The following is an 18,521-nucleotide window of genomic DNA, read 5'->3' as shown; positions in this document are numbered from 1 at the left end:
CGGCCCCGCTCCTCAGACCCGCGACCCCTCACGTACCCCCGGCGACGTCCGCGGTGAAGGTGCGGGCGCGGTGCCGCCCCGGCCGGTCCCGGGGCGGGACTGGGTCAGCGCCGCGCCGGCGAGGACGACGGCCGCGCCGACCGGTGTCGACCAGGACAGCGACTCGCCGAGCAGCGCGACACCCGCGGCCGTGGCGATGACCGGGGTGAAGTACGTGACCATCTGGGCCGTCGTCGGGCCGACCTCGGCGACCAGGTCGTACTGGATCAGGAAGGCGAGCCCGGTGCCGAGGACGCCCAGGGCCGCGACCGCCAGCACGGGGAGCACCGGGAAGCCGGTCGGTACCGAGGTGAACACCGGTGTCACGACGGCCAGTTGCAGCGTGGCCAGACCCAGCTGGGCGCCGGTCAGCGAGAGGTGGGAGTGGCTGGACCCGGCCAGGGTGCGGCGGACGTAGATCCAGCCGACCGGGTAGCTGAACGAGGCCAGCAGGGCCAGCGCCGTGCCCGTGACGTCGAGGCCGTGGAAGCCCTGCCAGACGCCCAGCACCGTCAGGACGCCGAGGAAACCGATGCCGAGACCGGCCACCCGGCGGCGCGTCGGGCGGTCCTCGGACAGGGCGACCAGCGACAGGGCCATGCCCCACAACGGCGAGGTCGCGTTGCAGATGCCCGCGAGCGACGACGGGATCGTCAGCTCCGAGAAGGCGAACAGGGAGAACGGCAGCGCGTTGAGCAGGAACCCGGCGACCGTCAGGTGCACCCACGTCCACGCCCCGCGCGGGAGCCGCTCCCGCTTCACCGCCATCGCCGCGGCCACCACCGCCGTACCGAACGCCAGCCGGCCGAGCGTGACCTGGAACGGGGCGAAGCTCTCGGTGCCCACCTTCATGAAGAGGAAGCTGAAACCCCAGACGAGGGAGAGGAGCCCGAAGCGCAGCCGCCAGTCGAGGACGCGGCGGGGCGAGGAGGGAACGGAGGCGGAGGAGGACGGGACGCTGCTCATGCCGGCAACGATGAAGCAACCGTTCTCGTAGCACAATCGAGATTTCGCACCGAATATCTCGTAGCATCGCTTACATGTTGAACCTGGAGCGCCTGCGGACCCTCGACGCCCTCGCCCGGCACGGATCGGTCAGCGGCGCCGCCGCCGGACTGCACATCACCACCTCGGCCGTCTCCCAGCAGATGGCCAAGCTGGAACGGGAGGCCGGTCAGCGGCTCCTCGCGAAGAACGGGCGCGGCGTGCGGCTCACGGACGCCGGCCGGCTGCTCGCCGAGCACGCGGCCCGCATCCTCTCCCAGGTCGAGCTGGCCCAGGCCGACCTGGAGGCGCAGCGCGGACAGGTGGCGGGCGAGCTGAGGCTGTCCGCGTTCCCGACGGCCGCCCGCGGACTCTTCCCCGCCGCGCTGGCCGCCCTGCGCACCGAGCACCCCGCGCTGCGCATCCGCTCCTCGGAGCTGGAGCCGGAGCGCGGGGTCAACGGCGTGGTGCGCGGCGACCTGGACCTGGCCGTCGTGCTCGACTGGTACAACAAGCCGATGCCGCTGCCCGACGGCCTGGTCAAGGCGCCGCTCCTGGACGACCCCGCCGACGTCGCCATGCCCGTCGGCCACCGGCTGGCCGGCCGGGACGAGGTGGACCTCGCCGAGTTCGCCGAGGACGAGTGGATCACGTGGGGCGAGGGCGAGTTCTGCCACGAGTGGCTGATGTTCACGCTGCGTTCGAAGGGCATCGAGCCGATCGTCGGCCATCGCGCCGCCGAGACCCACACCCAGCTCGGGCTGGTCGCCGCGGGGCTCGGCGTGTGCATCGCGCCCCTGCTCGGGCGCCATCCGATGCCCGCCGCGGTGGTCACCGTGCCGCTGAAGCAGCGGGTGCGCCGGCACGTGTACGTGGTCTGGCGCGCGGACGCCGACCGCCGCCCGTCGATCCGGGCGGCGGTGGACGCGCTGCGGGCGACGGCGCGGGAGGTGGGCCGGACGGGGTGAGCGACGACCGGCGGGGGAGGTGGGCCGGCCGGAGCGGCCGGCCGGGCGCCCCCGGGCCCGCCTCTCGCGGTGGGCGCCGCCGGGCTATCCGGACGCCAGCTTGCGGAAGTCCCAGGAGACGACCTTCTCCGGCGTCAGCCGCAGCCAGGCGTGCCGGCCGTCGTGCGGCATCTCATGGAGGCCGAAGTTCTTGCGGGCGAACAGCGTCTCCGGGAAGTCGAGTTCGGCGCACAGCTCACCGGTGCGCGGCGCCTCGCCCACGAACTCCACCCGGCCGGACAGCTCCGCGCCCCGCAACTCGTCGTACTCCTCACCGGCGTCGACGACGACCGCCACCCGCGGATCGCGCCGCAGGTCCGTCCAGCGCCGGCTGCGCACCACCGAGTAGAGCCACATCGAGGCACCGTCCCAGACGAACCAGAGGGTGCTCACGTGCGGGGCGCCGCCGGCCGAGACGGTGGCGACCCGGCAGGTGCGCTGGGTGGTGAGGAACGCCTCCAGCTCGCCGGGGCTCATCATGATCCGGCGCCCCCGGCGCTGCGTCACGGTCATCCGGCCAGCCGGATCGAGTCCCCGCTGACCGTGATCTGCACGGCCGGCAGCGGCTTGGGCGCGGGACCACCCTGCACGCTGCCGTCGGTGATCGAGAAACTGCTGTTGTGGCAGGGGCAGTTGATAAGACCGTCGGCCACGCTCTTCACGGCGCAGCCCTGGTGGGTGCAGGTGGCGGAGAACGCCTTGAAGTCGCCCGCCGCGGGCTGGGTCACCACCACCTTCTGGTCCGGGAAGACCTTCCCGCCGCCCTCGGGGATGTCGGCCGTCGCCGCGAGGGCGGCCCCGGACCCCGCGTTCTCGCCGCCGCCCGAACCGCTGCCGCCCGCTTCCTGGGAGGGGCTGCCGGAGGGAGCGCTGCCGGTGTCGCCGGACGCGTCGTCGTCCGAGCCTGAGCAGGCGGCCAGCACGGCGGTGAGTCCCGCCGCCCCGGCCGCCGCCACGACGGTACGACGGGCCGGTCCCGCTGCGGGATGAAACGAAGCGCTGGTCATGCTGGGTCCCTTCCGGGGTGGGTGCGTGATGATCTGCCGAGAGGTACGGCCACGCGGCCCGTGTTGTTCAGAGCGGGCAGCCGTGCCCCGCCGGGCAACCGCGTGGGGAACTCCGCGAGTCGCACCGGGTGCCGTGATGACATCGCCGGTCCGGTGTTCACAGCCAGCCCGCGCGCTGGGCCTGCAGGGCCAGCTGGAAGCGGTTCGCGGCGCCGAGGCGGGCCATGAGGACCTGGAGGCGGCGGAACAGCGTACGGCGGCTGATCCCCAGCTCACGGGCGGCGACCTCGTCGGTCGCGCCGCCGGCCAGGAGCCGCAGCAGACGCCGGTCGGCCGGCGGGAGCCCGGCGGGGCGGGGCGCGAGTCCGTGCAGCGGGACGGCGTCGCGCCAGGTCTGCTCGAACAGGGCCGTCAGCGCGGAGAGCAGACCGCAGGGCTGCACCACCAGCATGGTGTTGTGCACGTCGACGTCCCTGATCGACAACGACACCAGCGCGTACGCCTCGTCGATGATCAGCAGCTTGACCGGCACCGACGGCAGCACCCTGGCCTGCTCACCCGCCTCGACGCAGGGTTCGACGACGTGCTCGAGCTGGCCGGGCCGCTCCAGCGCCTCGCGCGCGTAGACGACGCGCTGCGTCACCCCGCGGGCCAGCGTCGCCAGCGCGTCGTCGGTCGCGCCCGCCAGGTGGACGTAGGGCGGGGACTCGAACTGCCGGATCTGCTCGCGGGCACTGGCCCACGCCTGACGCATCCTCGGACCGACGTCCTCCCCGGTCACGACCTCGACGAGGCCGTCGTTGTAGGCGGCGAGCCGCCGGCGCCGGAACGACTCGAAGGCGCCCCCGACGGCGACGCGCGACTCCTCCAGCTCGGCCGCCCGGTGCCGGGCGAGCACCTCCAGGCCCGCCGCGGGCGGCACCGGGGCCACCACGTCCGCGTCCCCGGCCGCGGCACTGGCCAGACCGGTGTCCGCCAGGGTGGCGTACGCCGCGGTGAGCCGGGCACCGCTCAGGCCGGTCGCCGCGCCAATCGCCGCCAGCGGCGCGGGGGACAGCTCCAGCAGGGCCAGATACACCCGGCAGGCCGTGGGATCGAGCCCCAGTACGCGCAGGGACTCGCCGAGTCTCTCGTTCGCCATGAGGCGATTATCGGCCCGACCGGTCCCGTGGTGGCCGATCAGTGCCACTGGCACTCCTGAGCCCCCGAACCTGCCACGAGGCGGTACCGTCCGGGCGGAGGAACCAGCGAAAGAAGGTGCACGACGTGGCGAACCGTCGGAAGAACAGCCTGTACCCGACGCTCTCGGCGGAGCTGTCCGCCCTGATGCGCACGGGCTGGGCGGACACGGAGCGGCACGACCTCACGCCCGCCGAACAGGCCCCGTACGCGGCCCGGCGTCGTGCGGCGCTCTCGGCGCGGTTCCCCGGCGAACGGCTGGTGGTCCCCTCGGGCAACCTCAAGGTCCGCTCGAACGACGACACCTACCCCTTCCGCCCGTACTCCGGCTACGTGCACATGACCGGCGACCAGGCCCGGGACGGAGCCCTGGTGCTCGAGCCCCGCGCGGAGGGCGGACACGACGCCTACTGCTACCAGCTGCCCCGGGACAGCCGGGACGACGACGAGTTCTGGACCGGCGCCCACGCCGAACTGTGGACCGGCCGGCGCCGCTCCCTGGCCGAGTCGGAGCGCGTGCTCGGCCTGCCGTGCCGCGACGTGCGCACCGCGGCCGCCGACCTGGCCGCCACCCGGGGGGTACGGACCCGGATCGTGCGCGGGGTCGACCCCGCCCTGGAGGCGGCCGTCACCACCGACGCCGAGCGGGACGACGAGCTGGAGGACGCGCTCAGCGGCCTGCGCCTGGTCAAGGACGCCTGGGAACTCGGGGAGCTGCGCAAGGCGGTGGACTCCACGGTGCGCGGCTTCACCGACGTCGTGGGCGAGCTGTCCCGGGCCGTCGCCTCCTCCGAGCGCTGGCTGGAGGGCACCTTCTTCCGCCGGGCGCGCCTGGAGGGCAACGCGGTGGGCTACGGCACGATCTGCGCCGCCGGCGAGCACGCCACGATCATGCACTGGACGGACAACGACGGCCCGGTCCGCCCGGGGGACCTGCTGCTCCTGGACGCCGGTGTGGAGACGCGCTCCCTCTACACCGCCGACGTCACCCGCACCCTGCCGATCAGCGGCACCTTCACGCCGCTTCAGCGCGAGGTCTACGACGCCGTGTACGAGGCCCAGGAGGCCGGGATCGCGACGGTCAAGCCCGGCGCCGCGTACCGCGACTTCCACGAGGCCGCCCAACGCCACCTGGCGGCGCGGCTGGTGGAGTGGGGCTTCATCGAGGGCCCGGCCGAGCGGGCGTACGAGCTGGGTCTGCAGCGCCGCTTCACCATGGCCGGCACCGGTCACATGCTGGGCCTGGACGTCCACGACTGCGCGCGGGCCCGCACGGAGGAGTACGTGGAGGGCCTGCTGGAGCCGGGCATGTGCCTGACCGTCGAACCGGGCCTGTACTTCCAGGCGGACGACCTGACCGTGCCCGAGGAGTGGCGTGGCATCGGCGTCCGGATCGAGGACGACCTGGTCGTCACCGAGGACGGCCACGAGAACCTGTCGGCGGGCCTGCCCCGCGGGGCGGACGAGGTCGAGGCCTGGATGGCCCGCTTCGCGGGCTGAGCCCGCGGCACGGACGATCCCCCGGACCTCGAGGACGAGCGGCGTTCCCGTCCCGCACCGTGACGGAGGAGGCCGCTCGGCGACCCGGGGACCGCGACCGCCGTGCGCACATCCGGGCACGGGCGCTGCGGACACGTAGGAAAGGCGTCCCGGAGGGCGTCGGTCCGGGCCCGTCTCGCCGACGGTCACCCGCGGTCACTATGCTCACCCCATGCCCGGGGGAAGTCTCCCCGCGGGAACGGGCAAGGCTGAAGAGACGGGTGGCCCGCACAAGTGTTGAGAGAGGTCCTCGCGACCCGCTACATCACGCCGCTGCGTGAGGGCGGCTCGCTGCCGGGACTCGTCGAGGCCGACGACCTCGGGACCTACGTCCTGAAGTTCACCGGCGCGGGCCAGGGCCGCAAGACGCTCGTCGCCGAGGTGGTCTGCGGCGAGCTCGCCCGCCGGCTGGGTTTCCGGGTGCCGCGGCTGGTGACCGTCGACCTCGACCCGGTGCTCGGGCTCGGCGAACCCGACCAGCAGGTGCAGGAACTGCTCAAGTCCAGCGGCGGCACCAACCTCGGCATGGACTTCCTCTCCGGCGCGCTCGGCTTCGACCCGCTCGCCTTCGAGGTGAGCGCCGAGGAGGCCGGGCGGATCGTCTGGTTCGACGCGCTGGTCAACAACGTCGACCGCTCCTGGCGCAACCCCAACCTGCTGCGCCTGCGCGGCGAGACGTGGCTCATCGACCACGGCGCCACCATGATCTGGCACCACAACTGGCCCGGCGCCGAGACCTCCGCCGCCCGCCCCTACGACGCCGCCGACCACGCCCTCGCGCGCTTCGCGCCGGACGTCCGCTCGGCCGCCGCCGCACTCGCACCGCTGGTCACCGAGGAGCTGCTGGCCGAGGTCACCGCCGAGATCCCGGACGTCTGGCTGCGGGACGAACCCGGCTTCGCCACACCCGACGACCTCCGCAGGGCCTACGCCGGACCCCTGCTCGCGCGGGCCGCCACGATCCACGAACGCGTCAAGGGGGTGCGGTGAGCGACCGCCACGTCTTCGAGTACGCGCTGCTGCGCGTCGTGCCGCGCGTCGAGCGCGGGGAGTGCGTCAACGCCGGCGTGCTCGTCTACTGCCGCGCCAGGTCCTACGTCGGTGCCCGCACCCACCTCGACGAGGGACGGCTGCTGGCCCTCGACCCGCGGGTGGACCTGCCCGGGGTGCGCGCGGCGCTGCGCGCCGTGGAGGGCGTGTGCGCCGGAGGGGACGCGGCGGGCCAGGCGGCCGAGGACGATCCCGGCCGCCGGTTCCGCTGGCTGATCGCGCCCCGGTCGACCATCGTCCAGCCGGGCCCCGTCCACACCGGCCTCACGGCCGATCCGGCGGCCGAGACGGAACGGCTCCTCGACCTGCTGGTGCGGTAGGGGCGGGGCCCGCCCGGACGCTCGGGCACGTGCGGCCCGGGGCGTGTCTCAGGCGCGTCGGCGCCGTCTGATCACGTAACCCGCCGCGAGCGCGGCGCCGGTGACGAAGCTCAGGCCGATGCCGATGTCCCAGTCGCTGGGCCCGGTGCCCGAGGCGCCGCCCAGGCCGCCCTGGGTGCCGAGCGTCGGCGTCACGGCGGGGGAGGTCACGGGCGCCGGTGTGGTCACGGCCGGGGCCGGCACCGTGGTGGCCGGACGCGGCACGGAGGTGGCGGAGATCGTCGGGAGCTGGTCCCGGTCTCCCCGCGCCGCGCCGCCCGCGCCGTCGTCCTCCCGGATCTCACGGATCCCGCCCTGGTCGAAGGGACCCTGGCCGGTGGCGTGCGACTGCCCGGGCCGGTCCTGGTCGATCCGGCCCCCGTCCGGCCGGTCCTGGCCGAGTCCGCCTCCGCCGGGGCCGTTCCCGTCCGGTCGGGCCTGGCCCGCTCCGCTTCCGTCGGGCAGAGCACCGTCGAGTCGCCCGTCGTCGACTCCGCCCCCGTCGAGTCGGCCGTCGTCGAGCGCGCCCTCCTCCAGCGGGGCCTCGTCGGACGGGTCTTCGTACATTCCCTCGGGGCACGACGGGTCCGGGAGGCCCGGATCCTCGTCCAGCCCGATCGGTACCGCTTCCTGGTAGGTGAAGCTCCGGCAGTCCGGCTCCAGGTTCGAGTTGAGGTCCTGGGCGGGTGCGGGGCTGGCCAGCGGCACGATCGCGGCGATCGCGACGGCTATGCCTGCTGCACCGGTGCGACGGCGCATGGACGCCTCCTTTCCGGCCACGAGTGGCTCGCGCTTCGACGCTAGGGGCCCGGCGGCCGGGCGGCCCGCAGCGCTGGGCCGATCGGGCGACCGGGGCGACCCGGCGCACCGGGAGGGCCAGGTAATGGATCACACCGGGCCGGTGTCCCGTTGACACCGGGTGCCAGGGCTTCTAGCGTCACGTCTGCGGAAGGTACTAAGCGGTCGCTCACCCAGGGCGCACGCTCCGCACGGGCCGCATCCCCAGGACGAGGAGAAGCAGCGAATGTCCACCACTGAGCAGCGGGTCGCCGTAGTCACCGGAGCCGCGCGCGGCATCGGTGCCGCCACCGCCGTACGACTGGCCGCCGAGGGCCGTGCCGTCGCCGTCATCGACCTCGACGAGGCCGCCTGCAAGGACACCGTGGAGAAGATCACCGCGGCCGGCGGCAGGGCGATCGCGGTCGGCTGCGACGTCTCCGACGAGGCGCAGGTCGAGGCGGCCGTCGCGCGGATCGCGGAGGAGCTGGGCGCCCCGACCATCCTCGTCAACAACGCGGGAGTGCTGCGCGACAACCTGCTGTTCAAGATGAGCGTCTCCGACTGGGACACCGTCATGAACGTGCACCTGCGCGGTGCCTTCCTGATGTCGAAGGCCTGCCAGAAGCACATGGTGGACGCCAAGTTCGGGCGCATCGTCAACCTGTCCTCCTCCTCCGCCCTCGGCAACCGCGGCCAGGTCAACTACTCCGCCGCCAAGGCCGGTCTCCAGGGCTTCACCAAGACCCTCGCCAAGGAACTGGGCAAGTTCGGCGTCACCGCCAACGCCGTCGCCCCCGGCTTCATCGCCACCGAGATGACCAAGGCCACCGCCGACCGCGTCGGCATGGGCTTCGACGACTTCAAGGCCGCCGCCGCCACCCAGATCCCGGTCGCGCGCGTGGGCGAGCCCGAGGACATCGCCAACGCCATCGCCTTCTTCACCGGCGAGGCCGCCGGCTTCGTCTCCGGCCAGGTGCTGTACGTGGCCGGCGGACCGCTCGACTAGGGCGCGCGGAGACTAGGGAACACTGGGATTAGGGACCACTGACATGACTGAACTCCCCGCCCTCTCCGGCAAGGTCGCGCTCGTCACCGGCGCCAGCCGCGGCATCGGCTACGGCGTCGCCGAGGCGCTCGTCGCGCGCGGCGACCGGGTCTGCATCACCGGCCGCAACGAGGACGCGCTGAAGGAGGCCGTCGACAGGCTCGGCTCCGACCGGGTCATCGGCGTCGCCGGCAAGGCGCACGACGAGGCCCACCAGGCCGTCGCCGTCGAGCGCGTGATGGAGGCCTTCGGCCGCGTCGACTTCCTGGTCAACAACGCCGGTACCAACCCGGTGTTCGGCCCGATCGCCGACCTCGACCTGAACGTGGCGCGCAAGGTCTTCGAGACCAACGTGATCTCGGCGCTCGGCTTCGCCCAGCGCACCTGGCACGCCTGGCAGAAGGACAACGGCGGTGCGATCGTCAACATCGCCTCCGTCGCGGGCCTCTCGCCCTCGCCGTTCATCGCCGCGTACGGCGTCAGCAAGGCCGCGCTGATCAACCTCACCGCGCAGCTGGCGCACGAGTTCGCGCCCAAGGTGCGGGTCAACGCGATCGCCCCGGCGGTCGTGAAGACCAAGTTCGCCGCCGCCCTGTACGAGGGCCGCGAGGAGGAGGCCGCCGCGGGCTACCCGCTGGGCCGGCTCGGCGTGCCGTCCGACATCGGCGGCGCCGCCGCGTTCCTCACCTCGGAGCAGTCCGACTGGGTCACCGGTCAGACGCTCGTCGTCGACGGCGGCATCTTCCTGAACGCCGGCGTGGCCTGATCTCGCCCACGAGGACCCCTCCAGATCGATCCCGGACACGGGCGCCGTCGACGCGAACGGCGCCCGTGTCCGCGTATCGGAGCCCCGTGCACGATGACAACGTAGTCATCCTCAAATGATCAAAACCCCTGTTCAGAAGGGGGTTCAGGGGGCATGGCGCTGCGGTATGGTCTGCCGACCCTTGGTACGGCGGATCGAGGAGCGTGCGCGTGTTCAACCGGAAGCGAGGCCTGCGGCGGGTCGCGGCCATCGTGTCCATATCGTCACTGGTCACCGGATGCGGCATCCTGTCGTCCGACAGTTCGGAGGACGAGGAGCCGATCGTCGTCGGGACCACCAGCGCCCCCAGCACGCTCGATCCGGCCGCGTCCTGGGACGGCTCCTGGGAGCTGTTCCGGAACATCTACCAGACGCTCCTCAGTTACCCCAGCGGGGCCACCGCACCCCAGCCCGACGCCGCCGAGCAGTGCTCGTTCACCGACGGCACGAACCAGGTCTACCGCTGCGAGCTGCGCGAGGGCCTGACCTTCTCCAACGGCGACCGCCTCGACGCCCGGGCCGTCAAGTACTCGATCGACCGGATCAAGGACATCAACGTCAACGGTGGTCCGGCCGGCTTGCTCGGCAGCCTCGAACGGGTCCAGGCGCCGAGCGAGCACGAGGTGGTCTTCCACCTCAACAAGCCCGACGCCACCTTCCCGTTCGTGCTCGCCACGCCCGCCATGTCGATCGTCGACCCCGGCGACTACCCCGCGGACGCCCTGCGCGAAGGCAACGGCGTCGTGGGCTCCGGCCCGTACACCCTCCAGACGTACGAGGACGGCGAACGGGCCGAACTCGTGCGCAACGACCGCTACGAGGGCTTCGCCGAACGGCACAACAAGGCGGTGACCATCCGCTACTTCAAGGACTCCGCCGGCATGGTGAAGGCGCTGCGCGACGGAGACATCCAGGTGACCTACCGCGGCCTCGCCGCCGACGACGTCGTCACGCTCCAGGGCAAGGAGGGCAAGGAGGAGAACCTCCAGCTGGTCGAGGGCAGCGGTACGGAGATCAGCTACCTCGTCTTCAACCCCGGGGACCCGTGGGCGGGACGCAAGGAGGTGCGCCAGGCCGTCGCCCAGGTGATCGACCGGACGCTGATCGCCCACGGGATCTACCAGGACACCGTCGACCCGCTGTACTCGATGGTCCCCAAGGGCCTGACCGGTCACACCACGGGCTTCTTCGACGACTACGGCGACCCCAGCGTCCCCAAGGCCCGCAAGATACTCGAGGACGCCGGCATCACCGACCCGGTCCCGCTCACCCTCTGGTACACCACCGACCGCTACGGCTCCGAGACGGCCAAGGAGTTCGAGGAGATCAAGCGGCAGCTCGACGCCTCCGGCCTGTTCAAGGTCACCCTCAAGAGCCGCCCCTGGAAGACGTACGTCGCCGGCTACCAGAAGGGCGAGTACCCGGTCTTCGGACGCGGCTGGTCCCCGGACTTCCCGGACGCCGAGAACTTCATCGCCCCCTTCGTCGGCAAGCAGAACGCGCTCGGCACGCCCTACCTCACACCGGAGATCACCGGCGAGCTGCTGCCGCGCTCACGCCGGGAGAGCGACCGCGCCAACGTGGAGCGGGAGTTCGAGCAGGCGCAGCAGATCATGGTGAACGACGCGCGGCTGCTGCCGCTGTGGCAGGGCAAGCAGTACGTCGCCGCCAGCACGGACATCTCGGGCGCGGAGCAGGCCCTGGACCCCTCGACGATCATGATGATGTGGCAGCTCGAACGGAAGACGAGCTGGTAGGCGCCCCCGTTGTCAGTGGTCGGCGGTAGGTTCGTGAGCAGTGGAAGCGACCGCACAGCGTAAGGAAGTTGACGTGACCGACATCGCCATGCTGCCCGAGTCCTGGCGCGAGGTGCTGGGCGGCGAGCTGCAACAGCCCTACTTCAAGGAGCTGATGGAGTTCGTCGAGGAGGAGCGGGCGAAAGGCCCCGTCTACCCGCCGCGCGAGGAGGTCTTCGCCGCGCTGGAGGCCACGCCGTTCGACCGGGTGAAGGTGCTGGTCCTCGGCCAGGACCCGTACCACGGCGAGGGCCAGGGCCACGGGCTGTGCTTCTCGGTCCGGCCGGGGGTGAAGGTCCCGCCGTCCCTGCGCAACATCTACAAGGAGATGCACGCGGAGCTGGACACCCCGATCCCGGACAACGGCTATCTGATGCCGTGGGCGAAGCAGGGCGTCCTGCTGCTCAACGCGGTGCTCACGGTCCGGGCCGGTGAGGCGAACTCGCACAAGTCCCGCGGCTGGGAGCTGTTCACCGACGCGGTGATCCGCGCGGTGGCCGACCGCACCGACCCAGCGGTGTTCGTGCTGTGGGGCAACTACGCGCAGAAGAAGCTGCCGCTGATCGACGAGACGCGGCACGTCGTGGTCAAGGGGGCGCACCCCTCCCCGCTGTCCGCGAAGAAGTTCTTCGGCTCCCGCCCCTTCACACAGATCAACGAGGCGGTCGCCGGGCAGGGCCACGAACCGATCGACTGGACCATCCCGAACCTGGGCTGAGCCGGGCCCGGTGCCGCCTGTCGGGCAAAGCGGACGCGTGCGGTTAGCGTCGTCGGGACAGCCGACGAGGGCACGGAGGACGCGGTGGCGAAGGGACAGGAACAGGCGGCGCAGGATGCCGTGCTGACGCGGATCGGCCAGGTCGCCATGCTGCACCACGCGGGCGACCGCGAGGAGGCCCGGCACCGCTTCCTCGGCCTGTGGGCGGAGATCGGCGAGCGCGGTGACGCCCTGCACCGCTGCACGCTGGCCCACTACCTGGCCGACACCCAGGACGACCCCGAGGAGGAGCTGGCCTGGGACCTGCGGGCGCTGGCGGCCGCCGAGGAACTGACTCAGGACCTGCTCGCCGACCGGCACGAGGGCACCTCCGCCGCCCGGGCCCTCTACCCCTCACTCCACCTGAACGTGGCGGCGGACTACGACCGGCTCGGTCACCGCGAGGCCGCCCGGCTGCACCTGAGGCGCGCCCGCGCCGCGGCCGAGTCCCTCGCCCCCGGACATTACGGGGAGGGGGTACGCGCCTCGATCGACCGGCTGGCGCTGCGCCTGGACCGCGCAGGCCGGGGCACGGACGGGCCCGACCGCCCGGGGGAGTGGGGCCGGCCGCCGCGACAGCGGCCCTAGCCCCGGGCTGCCCCGCCCTCGTGCGGCGCGGGCCGGGCTCAGCGGCCGTACGCCTGCTCGCAGATGCGGGCCTCGGGGCTGCCCGGCCGCCAACCGCCGTACTGCTTGCCGAGGGAGCACACGTCCGCCTTCCCGCCGGTGCCGGTGCCGCGGGGCAGATCCGGCACCCGGGGCCGGGCGGGCTCGGGCGCACGGGTGTGCGCCGGCGGCCCAGGGCGGGCGGGCCGCTGCTCGGGGGCGCGGGCGGCCGGGGGGCGGTGCGGCGCGGACGGGGCCGCCGGGGGCCGCGTACGGCGCGGTTCCCCGCCGGTGCGCTCCGGGCTCGGAGAGGGGCCGATCATCTCCAGCGCCTCCCGGGCCGGGGCCTGGACGGCCCGGGGCTCGGCCGGGCCGTCCGGGCGCGGCGCGGACGAGCGGGCCCCGCCCGCCGACGGGTCGGCCGAGGCCGGCCCCCTGACCGTCGTACAGCCGGTCAGGGCCGAGACAGCCACGGTCACCAGAAGCGTTGCGGTGGTCGTCGTTCGATGCACCCGCGCCACTCTGCTGGTTCGGGCGCCCCGGCCGGCGCCGGACGGGCGGAGGTTGCCCCGCACGGGTGATCTCCGGCCCCGTACGGAGGCCCGTGGGCGCCCGGGGGTGACGTCAGTCGCCCGTGGCTCCGTCCAGTCGCTCGCGGAGGAGGTCCGCGTGCCCGTTGTGGCGGGCGTACTCCTCGATCATGTGGGTGTGGATCCAGCGCAGGGTGTAGCGCTCGCCGGTGCGCAGGTGCTTGCCCCGGGTCGGTTCGTCCAGGGGGACGCCGGCCGCGTTCCGGCGGGCCGCCTCGATCTCGGCCTGCCAGGTGGCGTGGGCCTGAGCGAAGGTGTCCGCCTCGGTGAGCCGGAACTCGCCGTCCGGATCCTCGTCGGAGTAGTAGATCGGGCCCGCGTCCTCGGCCGCCAGCACCCTGCGGTACCAGCTGCGCTCCACCTCCGCCATGTGCCGGACGAGTCCCATCAGGGACAGCGTCGACGGTGCCACGGCGGCCGTCCTCAACTGCTCGTCGGTGAGTCCCTCGCACTTCCAGGCGAGGGTCTGCCGGTGGTACTCGAGCCAGCCCTCCAGCATCGCGCGTTCGTCGGCGTCGACGGGGGGTTCACGGCGTTCGGTCGTCATCTCGGCATCCTCGCCCAGAACCGGCCGGTCCCACCAGGGGATTTCAGCTGTCCGGCCCGCCACCCAGTATGCCGTCCAGGAGCTCTCGCAGCCCCGACCGCACCTCCTGGAGGCTCGGCACCTCGGCGTGGAAGGTCCCGGCCACGCAGCTGAACATCAGGCCGTCCGCCCAGGCGACCAGCGAGAGCACGTGCCGGGCCGGTTCGGCCGAGCCCATCGCGGTGACGAGGGCGCCCAGCTGCTCCCGGAAGCGGGCGCCCGCCGTGTCGAAGTGCGCCCGCAGCTCGGGGCGGCGGGTGGCCTCCAGCGCCAGTTCGTACCGGGCCAGCGTCAGCGCGCGGTTGCGGGTCAGGGCGCGGTGCGTCGCCAGCGCCAGCGCGTCCACCAGGGCGTCGAGGCCGGCGCGCGGGTCCGGCATCTCGTGCAGCGCCAGCACCCGGGCCTCCCGGTCGGCCAGCCGCCGCACCGCCAGCTCCAGCAGCGCCTGCCGGGTCCGCGCGACGTTGGACGTGGAGCCCTGGGGGAGTGCGGCCGCCTCGTCGACCGCCCGGTGCGTGAGCCCCCGCATCCCGCGCTCGGCGAGCAGGGCCAGGGCGGCGTCGGCGACCAGGTCGGCGCGGGAGGCACCCGCCGAGGGCCCGGGGGACGCGGTGTGTGCGGACATGGAGATCAACCTACCCGGCTCACTACGGCTGTAGTACAGTCGGCGGCAGGATCTACTACATCTGTAGTGAGTCAAGCGTCGAGGAAGTGCCGAGGAGAGCCATGACACGCACGAAGACGGCCGTCGTGATCGGCGGCGGCATCGGCGGCCTGACCGCGGCGGTCGCCCTGCACCAGAGCGGCCTGCGGGTCACCGTCCTGGAGCGCGCACCCTCGCTCCGGCCGGTCGGCGCGGCCATCTCGCTGTCGCCCAACGCCCTGCGCGCCCTGGACGTGATCGGACTCGGCGAGGAGATCCGCGACCTCGCCGCCTGGCAGGGCGACGGGGGACTGCGCACCCCCGGCGGCCGCTGGCTCTCCCGGACCAGCGCCGAAGCCGCCGCGGCACGCTTCGGCGGTCCGCTGGTGCTGCTGCACCGGTCCACCCTCGTCGAGCGCCTCGCCGCGCTGCTGCCGCCGGACGCCGTCCGCACGGCCGCCGACGCGACGGTCGCCGACCCCGGGGGCCGCGACCGTCCGGCGACGGTCCGCACGCCGGACGGCGAACTGGAGGCCGGCCTGGTCGTCGCGGCCGACGGCATCCACTCCGTCGCGCGCCGCGCGCTCTTCCCGGACCACCCGGGGCCCGTCTACTCCGGCTTCACCACCTGGCGGATCGTGATCCCGGTCCCCGGCGCCGAGTTCGCCTCCCACGAGACGTGGGGCCGGGGTCGCATCTGGGGCACGCACCCGCTGGGGGACGGCCGGGTCTACGCCTACGCCGCCGCCGTCACCCCGGCCGGCGGACACGCGGCCGACGAGAAGGCCGAACTGCTGCACCGCTACGGCGACTGGCACCACCCCGTCCCCGCCGTCCTCGCGGCCGCCCGCCCCGAGGACGTCCTGCGCCACGACGTGCACCACCTCGCCGAACCGCTGCCGGCCTACCACCGCGGCCGGGTCGCCCTCCTCGGGGACGCCGCGCACGCCATGCCGCCCAACCTCGGCCAGGGCGGCAACCAGGCTATCGAGGACGCGGTCGTGCTCGCCCACCACAAGCAGGACCTCGCCGCCTACACGGCCGCCCGGCTGCCCCGCACCACCGCGATCGCCCGGCGGGCCGTCAAGGTCGCCCGCCTCAACCTGATGGGCAACCGCGCCGGGGCCGCGGTCCGCGACGCCGTGATCGTCGCCCTGTCCAAGGCCGGACCCGCCCTGTTCCTGCGCGGCTTCGACGGCATCGCCGACTGGCGGCCACCGCAGCCCCCGTATGCTTCCCGGCGGACCCAGGTCGGCGAGCGTTACGAGCGTTAGAGGAGCACATCCCGTGAAGGTCGGCTGCATCGGACTCGGCGACATCGCGCAGAAGGCCTACCTGCCGGTGCTCGCCGCCCTCCCCGGGATCGAACCGCACCTGCAGACCCGCACCCCCGCCACCCTCACCCGGGTCGCGGACCGGCTGCGCATCCCGCCGGCGCAGCGCCACGCCGACCTCGACGCGCTCCTCGCCCAGGGCCTGGACGCCGCCTTCGTGCACGCGCCGACCGCCGCCCACCCCGAGATCGTGACCCGGCTCCTCGAAGCCGGCGTCCCCACCTACGTCGACAAGCCCCTCGCCTACGAACTCGCCGACTCCGCACGCCTGGTGACGCTCGCCGAGGAGCGCGGCACCAGCCTCGCCGTCGGCTTCAACCGGCGCCACGCCCCCGGGTACGCGCAGTGCGCCGAGCACCCGCGCGAGCTGATCCTCATGCAGAAGAACCGCACCGGACTGCCCGAGGACCCGCGCACGATGATCCTCGACGACTTCATCCACGTCGTCGACACCCTGAGGTTCCTGGTGCCGGGACCGGTCGACGACGTGACCGTGCGCGCCCGTGCCGAGGACGGCCTGCTCCACCACGTGGTGCTCCAGCTCGCCGGGGACGGCTTCACCGCGCTCGGTGTGATGAACCGGCTCAGCGGCTCGGCGGAGGAGATCCTGGAGGTCTCCGGCCAGGACACCAAGCGCCAGGTGGTCAACCTCGCCGAGGTGATCGACCACAAGGGCCAGCCCACCGTGCGGCGGCGCGGCGACTGGGTTCCCGTGGCCCGTCAGCGCGGCATCGAGCAGGCGGTGCTCGCCTTCCTCGACGCGGTGCGCTCCGGCAGGGTGCTCAGCGCCCGGGACGCGCTGGAGACCCATGAGCTGTGCGAGCGCGTGGTGCGGGCCGTGCTCGACCGCTCCGCCTGAGCCGCACCGTCCGCACGCCCTCGGCGGCGCCCCAGGCCGCGAGGGTGAGCAGCGCCGCGTACACCGTCCAGTCGCCGTAGCGGACGTACGGCGTGGTGCCGTGGGTGACGGGGATCTCGTAGACCCGCGAGGTGCTCGCGTCGGTGCCGAGCCAGGAGCCGATCCGCGCGCCGCTCGCGTCGTAGACGGCGGACACGCCGGTCAGCGTCGCGTGCACCATCGGCCGGCCGGTCTCGGCGGCACGCAGCGCGGCGAGCGAGGCGTGCTGCTCGGGTGCCCAGGTGTGCTGGAAGGTCGAGGTCGAGGACTGGGCGACCAGCACCTCGGCACCGTCGGCGGCGAGACTGCGGCTCATGTCGGGGAACGCGCTCTCGAAGCAGACCATCGGCCCGATCCGCAGGCCGTCGCCGACGTCCATCACCACCTGCTCGGTGCCCTGCCTGCGGTCCTCGCCCGCCGCCTTGCCCACGGAGGTGGCCCAGCCGAGCAGCGAGCGGAACGGCACGTACTCCCCGAAGGGGACGAGCCGCATCTTGTCGTACCGGTCGCCGGTCGGGCCCTGGGGGCCGACGAGCACCGAACTCTTGTAGATGCCGGGTTTGTCGGAGCGCCGCGCGTCCACGTTGACCAGGATGTCCGCGCCGGTCTCCCGGGACAGCGCGGCGAGCCGCCGGGCGAGGTCCGGCCGGTCGCCCAGGTCGAAGCCGACGCTGCTCTCGCCCCAGACGATCAGATCGAGGTCCCGGTCCGTGAGCCGCCGGGTCAGCTGCTCCTCGCGGTCGAACCGCCGGTCGGCGCTGTCCGCCCCGGCGACGACGCCCGGCTGCACCACGGCGATCGCGGCCCGCTCGTCGGTGTCGGGGCGCGGTGACCAGACCCAGGCCGCCGAGGTGGCCGCGGCCGTGGCGAGGAGCCCCGCCAGGGCCGGCACCCTCGCCCGGCGCACGGCGACGAGGACGGCGAGCGCGACGTTGACGGCCACGACCAGGAAGCTGAGCAGCCACACACCGCCCACCGAGGCCAGCCGCAGCGCCGGAGCCACCTGCCACTGGCTGGCGCCGAGCATCCCCCAGGGGCCGCCGAGCCCCTGCCAGGAGCGGACCAGCTCCGCCAGCAGCCAGCCCGACGGCAGCACCACCAGGGCCGCCGCGACCCGGCCGGCGGACGGCGCCCCGCCCAGCGTCCGGCGCACCAGCCAGCCCCAGGGGACCCACAGCGCGCCGAGCAGCGCGGCGATGACGAACGTGAACACGTGCAGGTTCGGCAGCAGCCAGTGGTGCATGGCCAGCACGAACCCGAACCCGCCGCACCACCCGTCGTACGCCGCGCGTCTGCCGCCCGGCGCGGTCCGGGCCAGCAGGATCCAGGGGACCAGGGCGAACCAGGCCCACCACCACAGGGCCGGGCCCGGGAAGGCGAGCACGGGCAGGGCCCCGGCGAGCACGGCGACGGCCGAGCGCCGCCACGGGGAGGCGAGCCAGTGGTCGAGCGTCTTCATGGGCTCCTCCCTGTCGATGATCCCTACCCGGTGATCCCTACAGTGTGCGCACGCGACG

General features: G+C 73.4%; 20 protein-coding genes. 11 read left to right on the top strand and 9 right to left on the bottom strand.

Annotated elements, in window-relative coordinates; translation table 11 throughout:
* Positions 1-12: 12 nt before the first annotated feature.
* Complete coding sequence (locus ACZ56V_RS18580; protein ID WP_468943447.1) at positions 13-1,005, bottom strand: DMT family transporter; 993 nt, start codon at positions 1,003-1,005, stop codon at positions 13-15.
* A gap of 74 nt (positions 1,006-1,079) precedes the next feature.
* On the opposite strand from ACZ56V_RS18580, the gene ACZ56V_RS18575 reads away from it, so the two are divergent.
* Positions 1,080-1,991 carry a LysR family transcriptional regulator gene (locus tag ACZ56V_RS18575; RefSeq protein ID WP_356369014.1) on the top strand — a complete coding sequence of 304 codons (912 nt, stop codon included), beginning with the start codon at positions 1,080-1,082 and terminating at the stop codon, positions 1,989-1,991.
* A gap of 84 nt (positions 1,992-2,075) precedes the next feature.
* On the opposite strand, the gene ACZ56V_RS18570 is transcribed toward ACZ56V_RS18575, so the two are convergent.
* The 3 genes from ACZ56V_RS18570 to ACZ56V_RS18560 form a co-directional block, all read right to left on the bottom strand.
* Positions 2,076-2,543, bottom strand: coding sequence for a pyridoxamine 5'-phosphate oxidase family protein (locus ACZ56V_RS18570; protein WP_468943444.1), 468 nt, complete (start codon positions 2,541-2,543; stop codon positions 2,076-2,078).
* A complete protein-coding gene (locus ACZ56V_RS18565) occupies positions 2,540-3,037 on the bottom strand; it encodes a Rieske (2Fe-2S) protein (RefSeq protein WP_398912111.1) in 498 nt (165 codons plus the stop codon). Before ACZ56V_RS18565 ends, ACZ56V_RS18570 begins: the two co-directional genes overlap by 4 nt.
* A gap of 157 nt (positions 3,038-3,194) precedes the next feature.
* Positions 3,195-4,178, bottom strand: coding sequence for a LuxR family transcriptional regulator (locus ACZ56V_RS18560; RefSeq protein WP_468943441.1), 984 nt, complete (start codon positions 4,176-4,178; stop codon positions 3,195-3,197).
* Between the two features lie 125 nt (positions 4,179-4,303).
* On the opposite strand from ACZ56V_RS18560, the gene ACZ56V_RS18555 reads away from it, so the two are divergent.
* The 3 genes from ACZ56V_RS18555 to ACZ56V_RS18545 all read left to right on the top strand — a co-directional run bounded on the left by ACZ56V_RS18555 (position 4,304) and on the right by ACZ56V_RS18545 (position 7,125).
* Positions 4,304-5,716 (top strand): aminopeptidase P family protein, encoded by a 1,413-nt coding sequence (locus ACZ56V_RS18555; RefSeq protein WP_468943438.1) that lies wholly within the window; start codon positions 4,304-4,306, stop codon positions 5,714-5,716.
* A gap of 273 nt (positions 5,717-5,989) precedes the next feature.
* Entirely contained in the window at positions 5,990-6,745 is a 756-nt protein-coding gene (locus ACZ56V_RS18550; RefSeq protein ID WP_467384765.1) for a HipA family kinase, read from the top strand.
* The gene (locus ACZ56V_RS18545; protein WP_061445885.1) at positions 6,742-7,125 is read left to right on the top strand and encodes a DUF3037 domain-containing protein; all 384 of its coding nucleotides are present in this window, start codon (positions 6,742-6,744) and stop codon (positions 7,123-7,125) included. Before ACZ56V_RS18550 ends, ACZ56V_RS18545 begins: the two co-directional genes overlap by 4 nt.
* 48 nt (positions 7,126-7,173) lie before the next feature.
* Here ACZ56V_RS18545 and ACZ56V_RS18540 read toward each other — a convergent pair whose 3' ends face one another.
* Positions 7,174-7,923 carry a hypothetical protein gene (locus ACZ56V_RS18540; RefSeq protein WP_467384764.1) on the bottom strand — a complete coding sequence of 250 codons (750 nt, stop codon included), beginning with the start codon at positions 7,921-7,923 and terminating at the stop codon, positions 7,174-7,176.
* Positions 7,924-8,188: 265 nt separating this feature from the next.
* Here ACZ56V_RS18540 and fabG point away from each other — a divergent pair, with 265 nt between their 5' ends.
* The 5 genes from fabG (at position 8,189) to ACZ56V_RS18515 (ending at position 12,935) form a co-directional block, all read left to right on the top strand.
* On the top strand, positions 8,189-8,950 hold the full coding sequence (fabG, locus tag ACZ56V_RS18535) for a 3-oxoacyl-ACP reductase FabG (RefSeq protein WP_104635131.1): 762 nt from the start codon (positions 8,189-8,191) through the stop codon (positions 8,948-8,950).
* A gap of 43 nt (positions 8,951-8,993) precedes the next feature.
* Complete coding sequence (locus ACZ56V_RS18530; protein WP_104635130.1) at positions 8,994-9,755, top strand: SDR family oxidoreductase; 762 nt, start codon at positions 8,994-8,996, stop codon at positions 9,753-9,755.
* 209 nt (positions 9,756-9,964) lie between these two features.
* Entirely contained in the window at positions 9,965-11,551 is a 1,587-nt protein-coding gene (locus tag ACZ56V_RS18525; protein WP_467384762.1) for an ABC transporter substrate-binding protein, read from the top strand.
* 73 nt (positions 11,552-11,624) lie between these two features.
* Positions 11,625-12,308, top strand: coding sequence for a uracil-DNA glycosylase (gene ung / locus ACZ56V_RS18520; RefSeq protein WP_467384761.1), 684 nt, complete (start codon positions 11,625-11,627; stop codon positions 12,306-12,308).
* Between the two features lie 84 nt (positions 12,309-12,392).
* Positions 12,393-12,935 carry a hypothetical protein gene (locus ACZ56V_RS18515; protein WP_468943432.1) on the top strand — a complete coding sequence of 181 codons (543 nt, stop codon included), beginning with the start codon at positions 12,393-12,395 and terminating at the stop codon, positions 12,933-12,935.
* Between the two features lie 38 nt (positions 12,936-12,973).
* Here the strand turns inward: ACZ56V_RS18515 and ACZ56V_RS18510 are convergent, their stop codons facing one another.
* The 3 genes from ACZ56V_RS18510 to ACZ56V_RS18500 all read right to left on the bottom strand — a co-directional run bounded on the left by ACZ56V_RS18510 (position 12,974) and on the right by ACZ56V_RS18500 (position 14,754).
* A complete protein-coding gene (locus tag ACZ56V_RS18510) occupies positions 12,974-13,474 on the bottom strand; it encodes a hypothetical protein (RefSeq protein WP_468943513.1) in 501 nt (166 codons plus the stop codon).
* A gap of 103 nt (positions 13,475-13,577) precedes the next feature.
* Complete coding sequence (locus tag ACZ56V_RS18505) at positions 13,578-14,090, bottom strand: DinB family protein (protein WP_104633100.1); 513 nt, start codon at positions 14,088-14,090, stop codon at positions 13,578-13,580.
* A 43-nt stretch (positions 14,091-14,133) separates the two neighbouring features.
* Positions 14,134-14,754 (bottom strand): TetR/AcrR family transcriptional regulator, encoded by a 621-nt coding sequence (locus ACZ56V_RS18500; RefSeq protein WP_468943428.1) that lies wholly within the window; start codon positions 14,752-14,754, stop codon positions 14,134-14,136.
* A 101-nt stretch (positions 14,755-14,855) separates the two neighbouring features.
* On the opposite strand from ACZ56V_RS18500, the gene ACZ56V_RS18495 reads away from it, so the two are divergent.
* Both ACZ56V_RS18495 and ACZ56V_RS18490 read left to right on the top strand, forming a co-directional pair.
* Positions 14,856-16,046, top strand: a complete 1,191-nt coding sequence (locus ACZ56V_RS18495) for an FAD-dependent monooxygenase (RefSeq protein ID WP_468943425.1) — start codon at positions 14,856-14,858, stop codon at positions 16,044-16,046.
* A gap of 13 nt (positions 16,047-16,059) precedes the next feature.
* Positions 16,060-16,965: a Gfo/Idh/MocA family protein gene (locus ACZ56V_RS18490; protein WP_467384754.1), complete on the top strand. Its 906-nt coding sequence runs from the start codon at positions 16,060-16,062 to the stop codon at positions 16,963-16,965.
* Here the strand turns inward: ACZ56V_RS18490 and lnt are convergent.
* Positions 16,889-18,463: an apolipoprotein N-acyltransferase gene (gene lnt, locus ACZ56V_RS18485; protein WP_467384752.1), complete on the bottom strand. Its 1,575-nt coding sequence runs from the start codon at positions 18,461-18,463 to the stop codon at positions 16,889-16,891. The genes ACZ56V_RS18490 and lnt overlap by 77 nt on opposite strands.
* Positions 18,464-18,521: the final 58 nt, after the last annotated feature.

The sequence above is a fragment of the Streptomyces sp. NPDC034099 genome (genome assembly GCF_055575415.1).
Note: the sequence above shows the minus strand (reverse complement) of the source record. Positions and strands in the feature narration are given on the sequence as shown.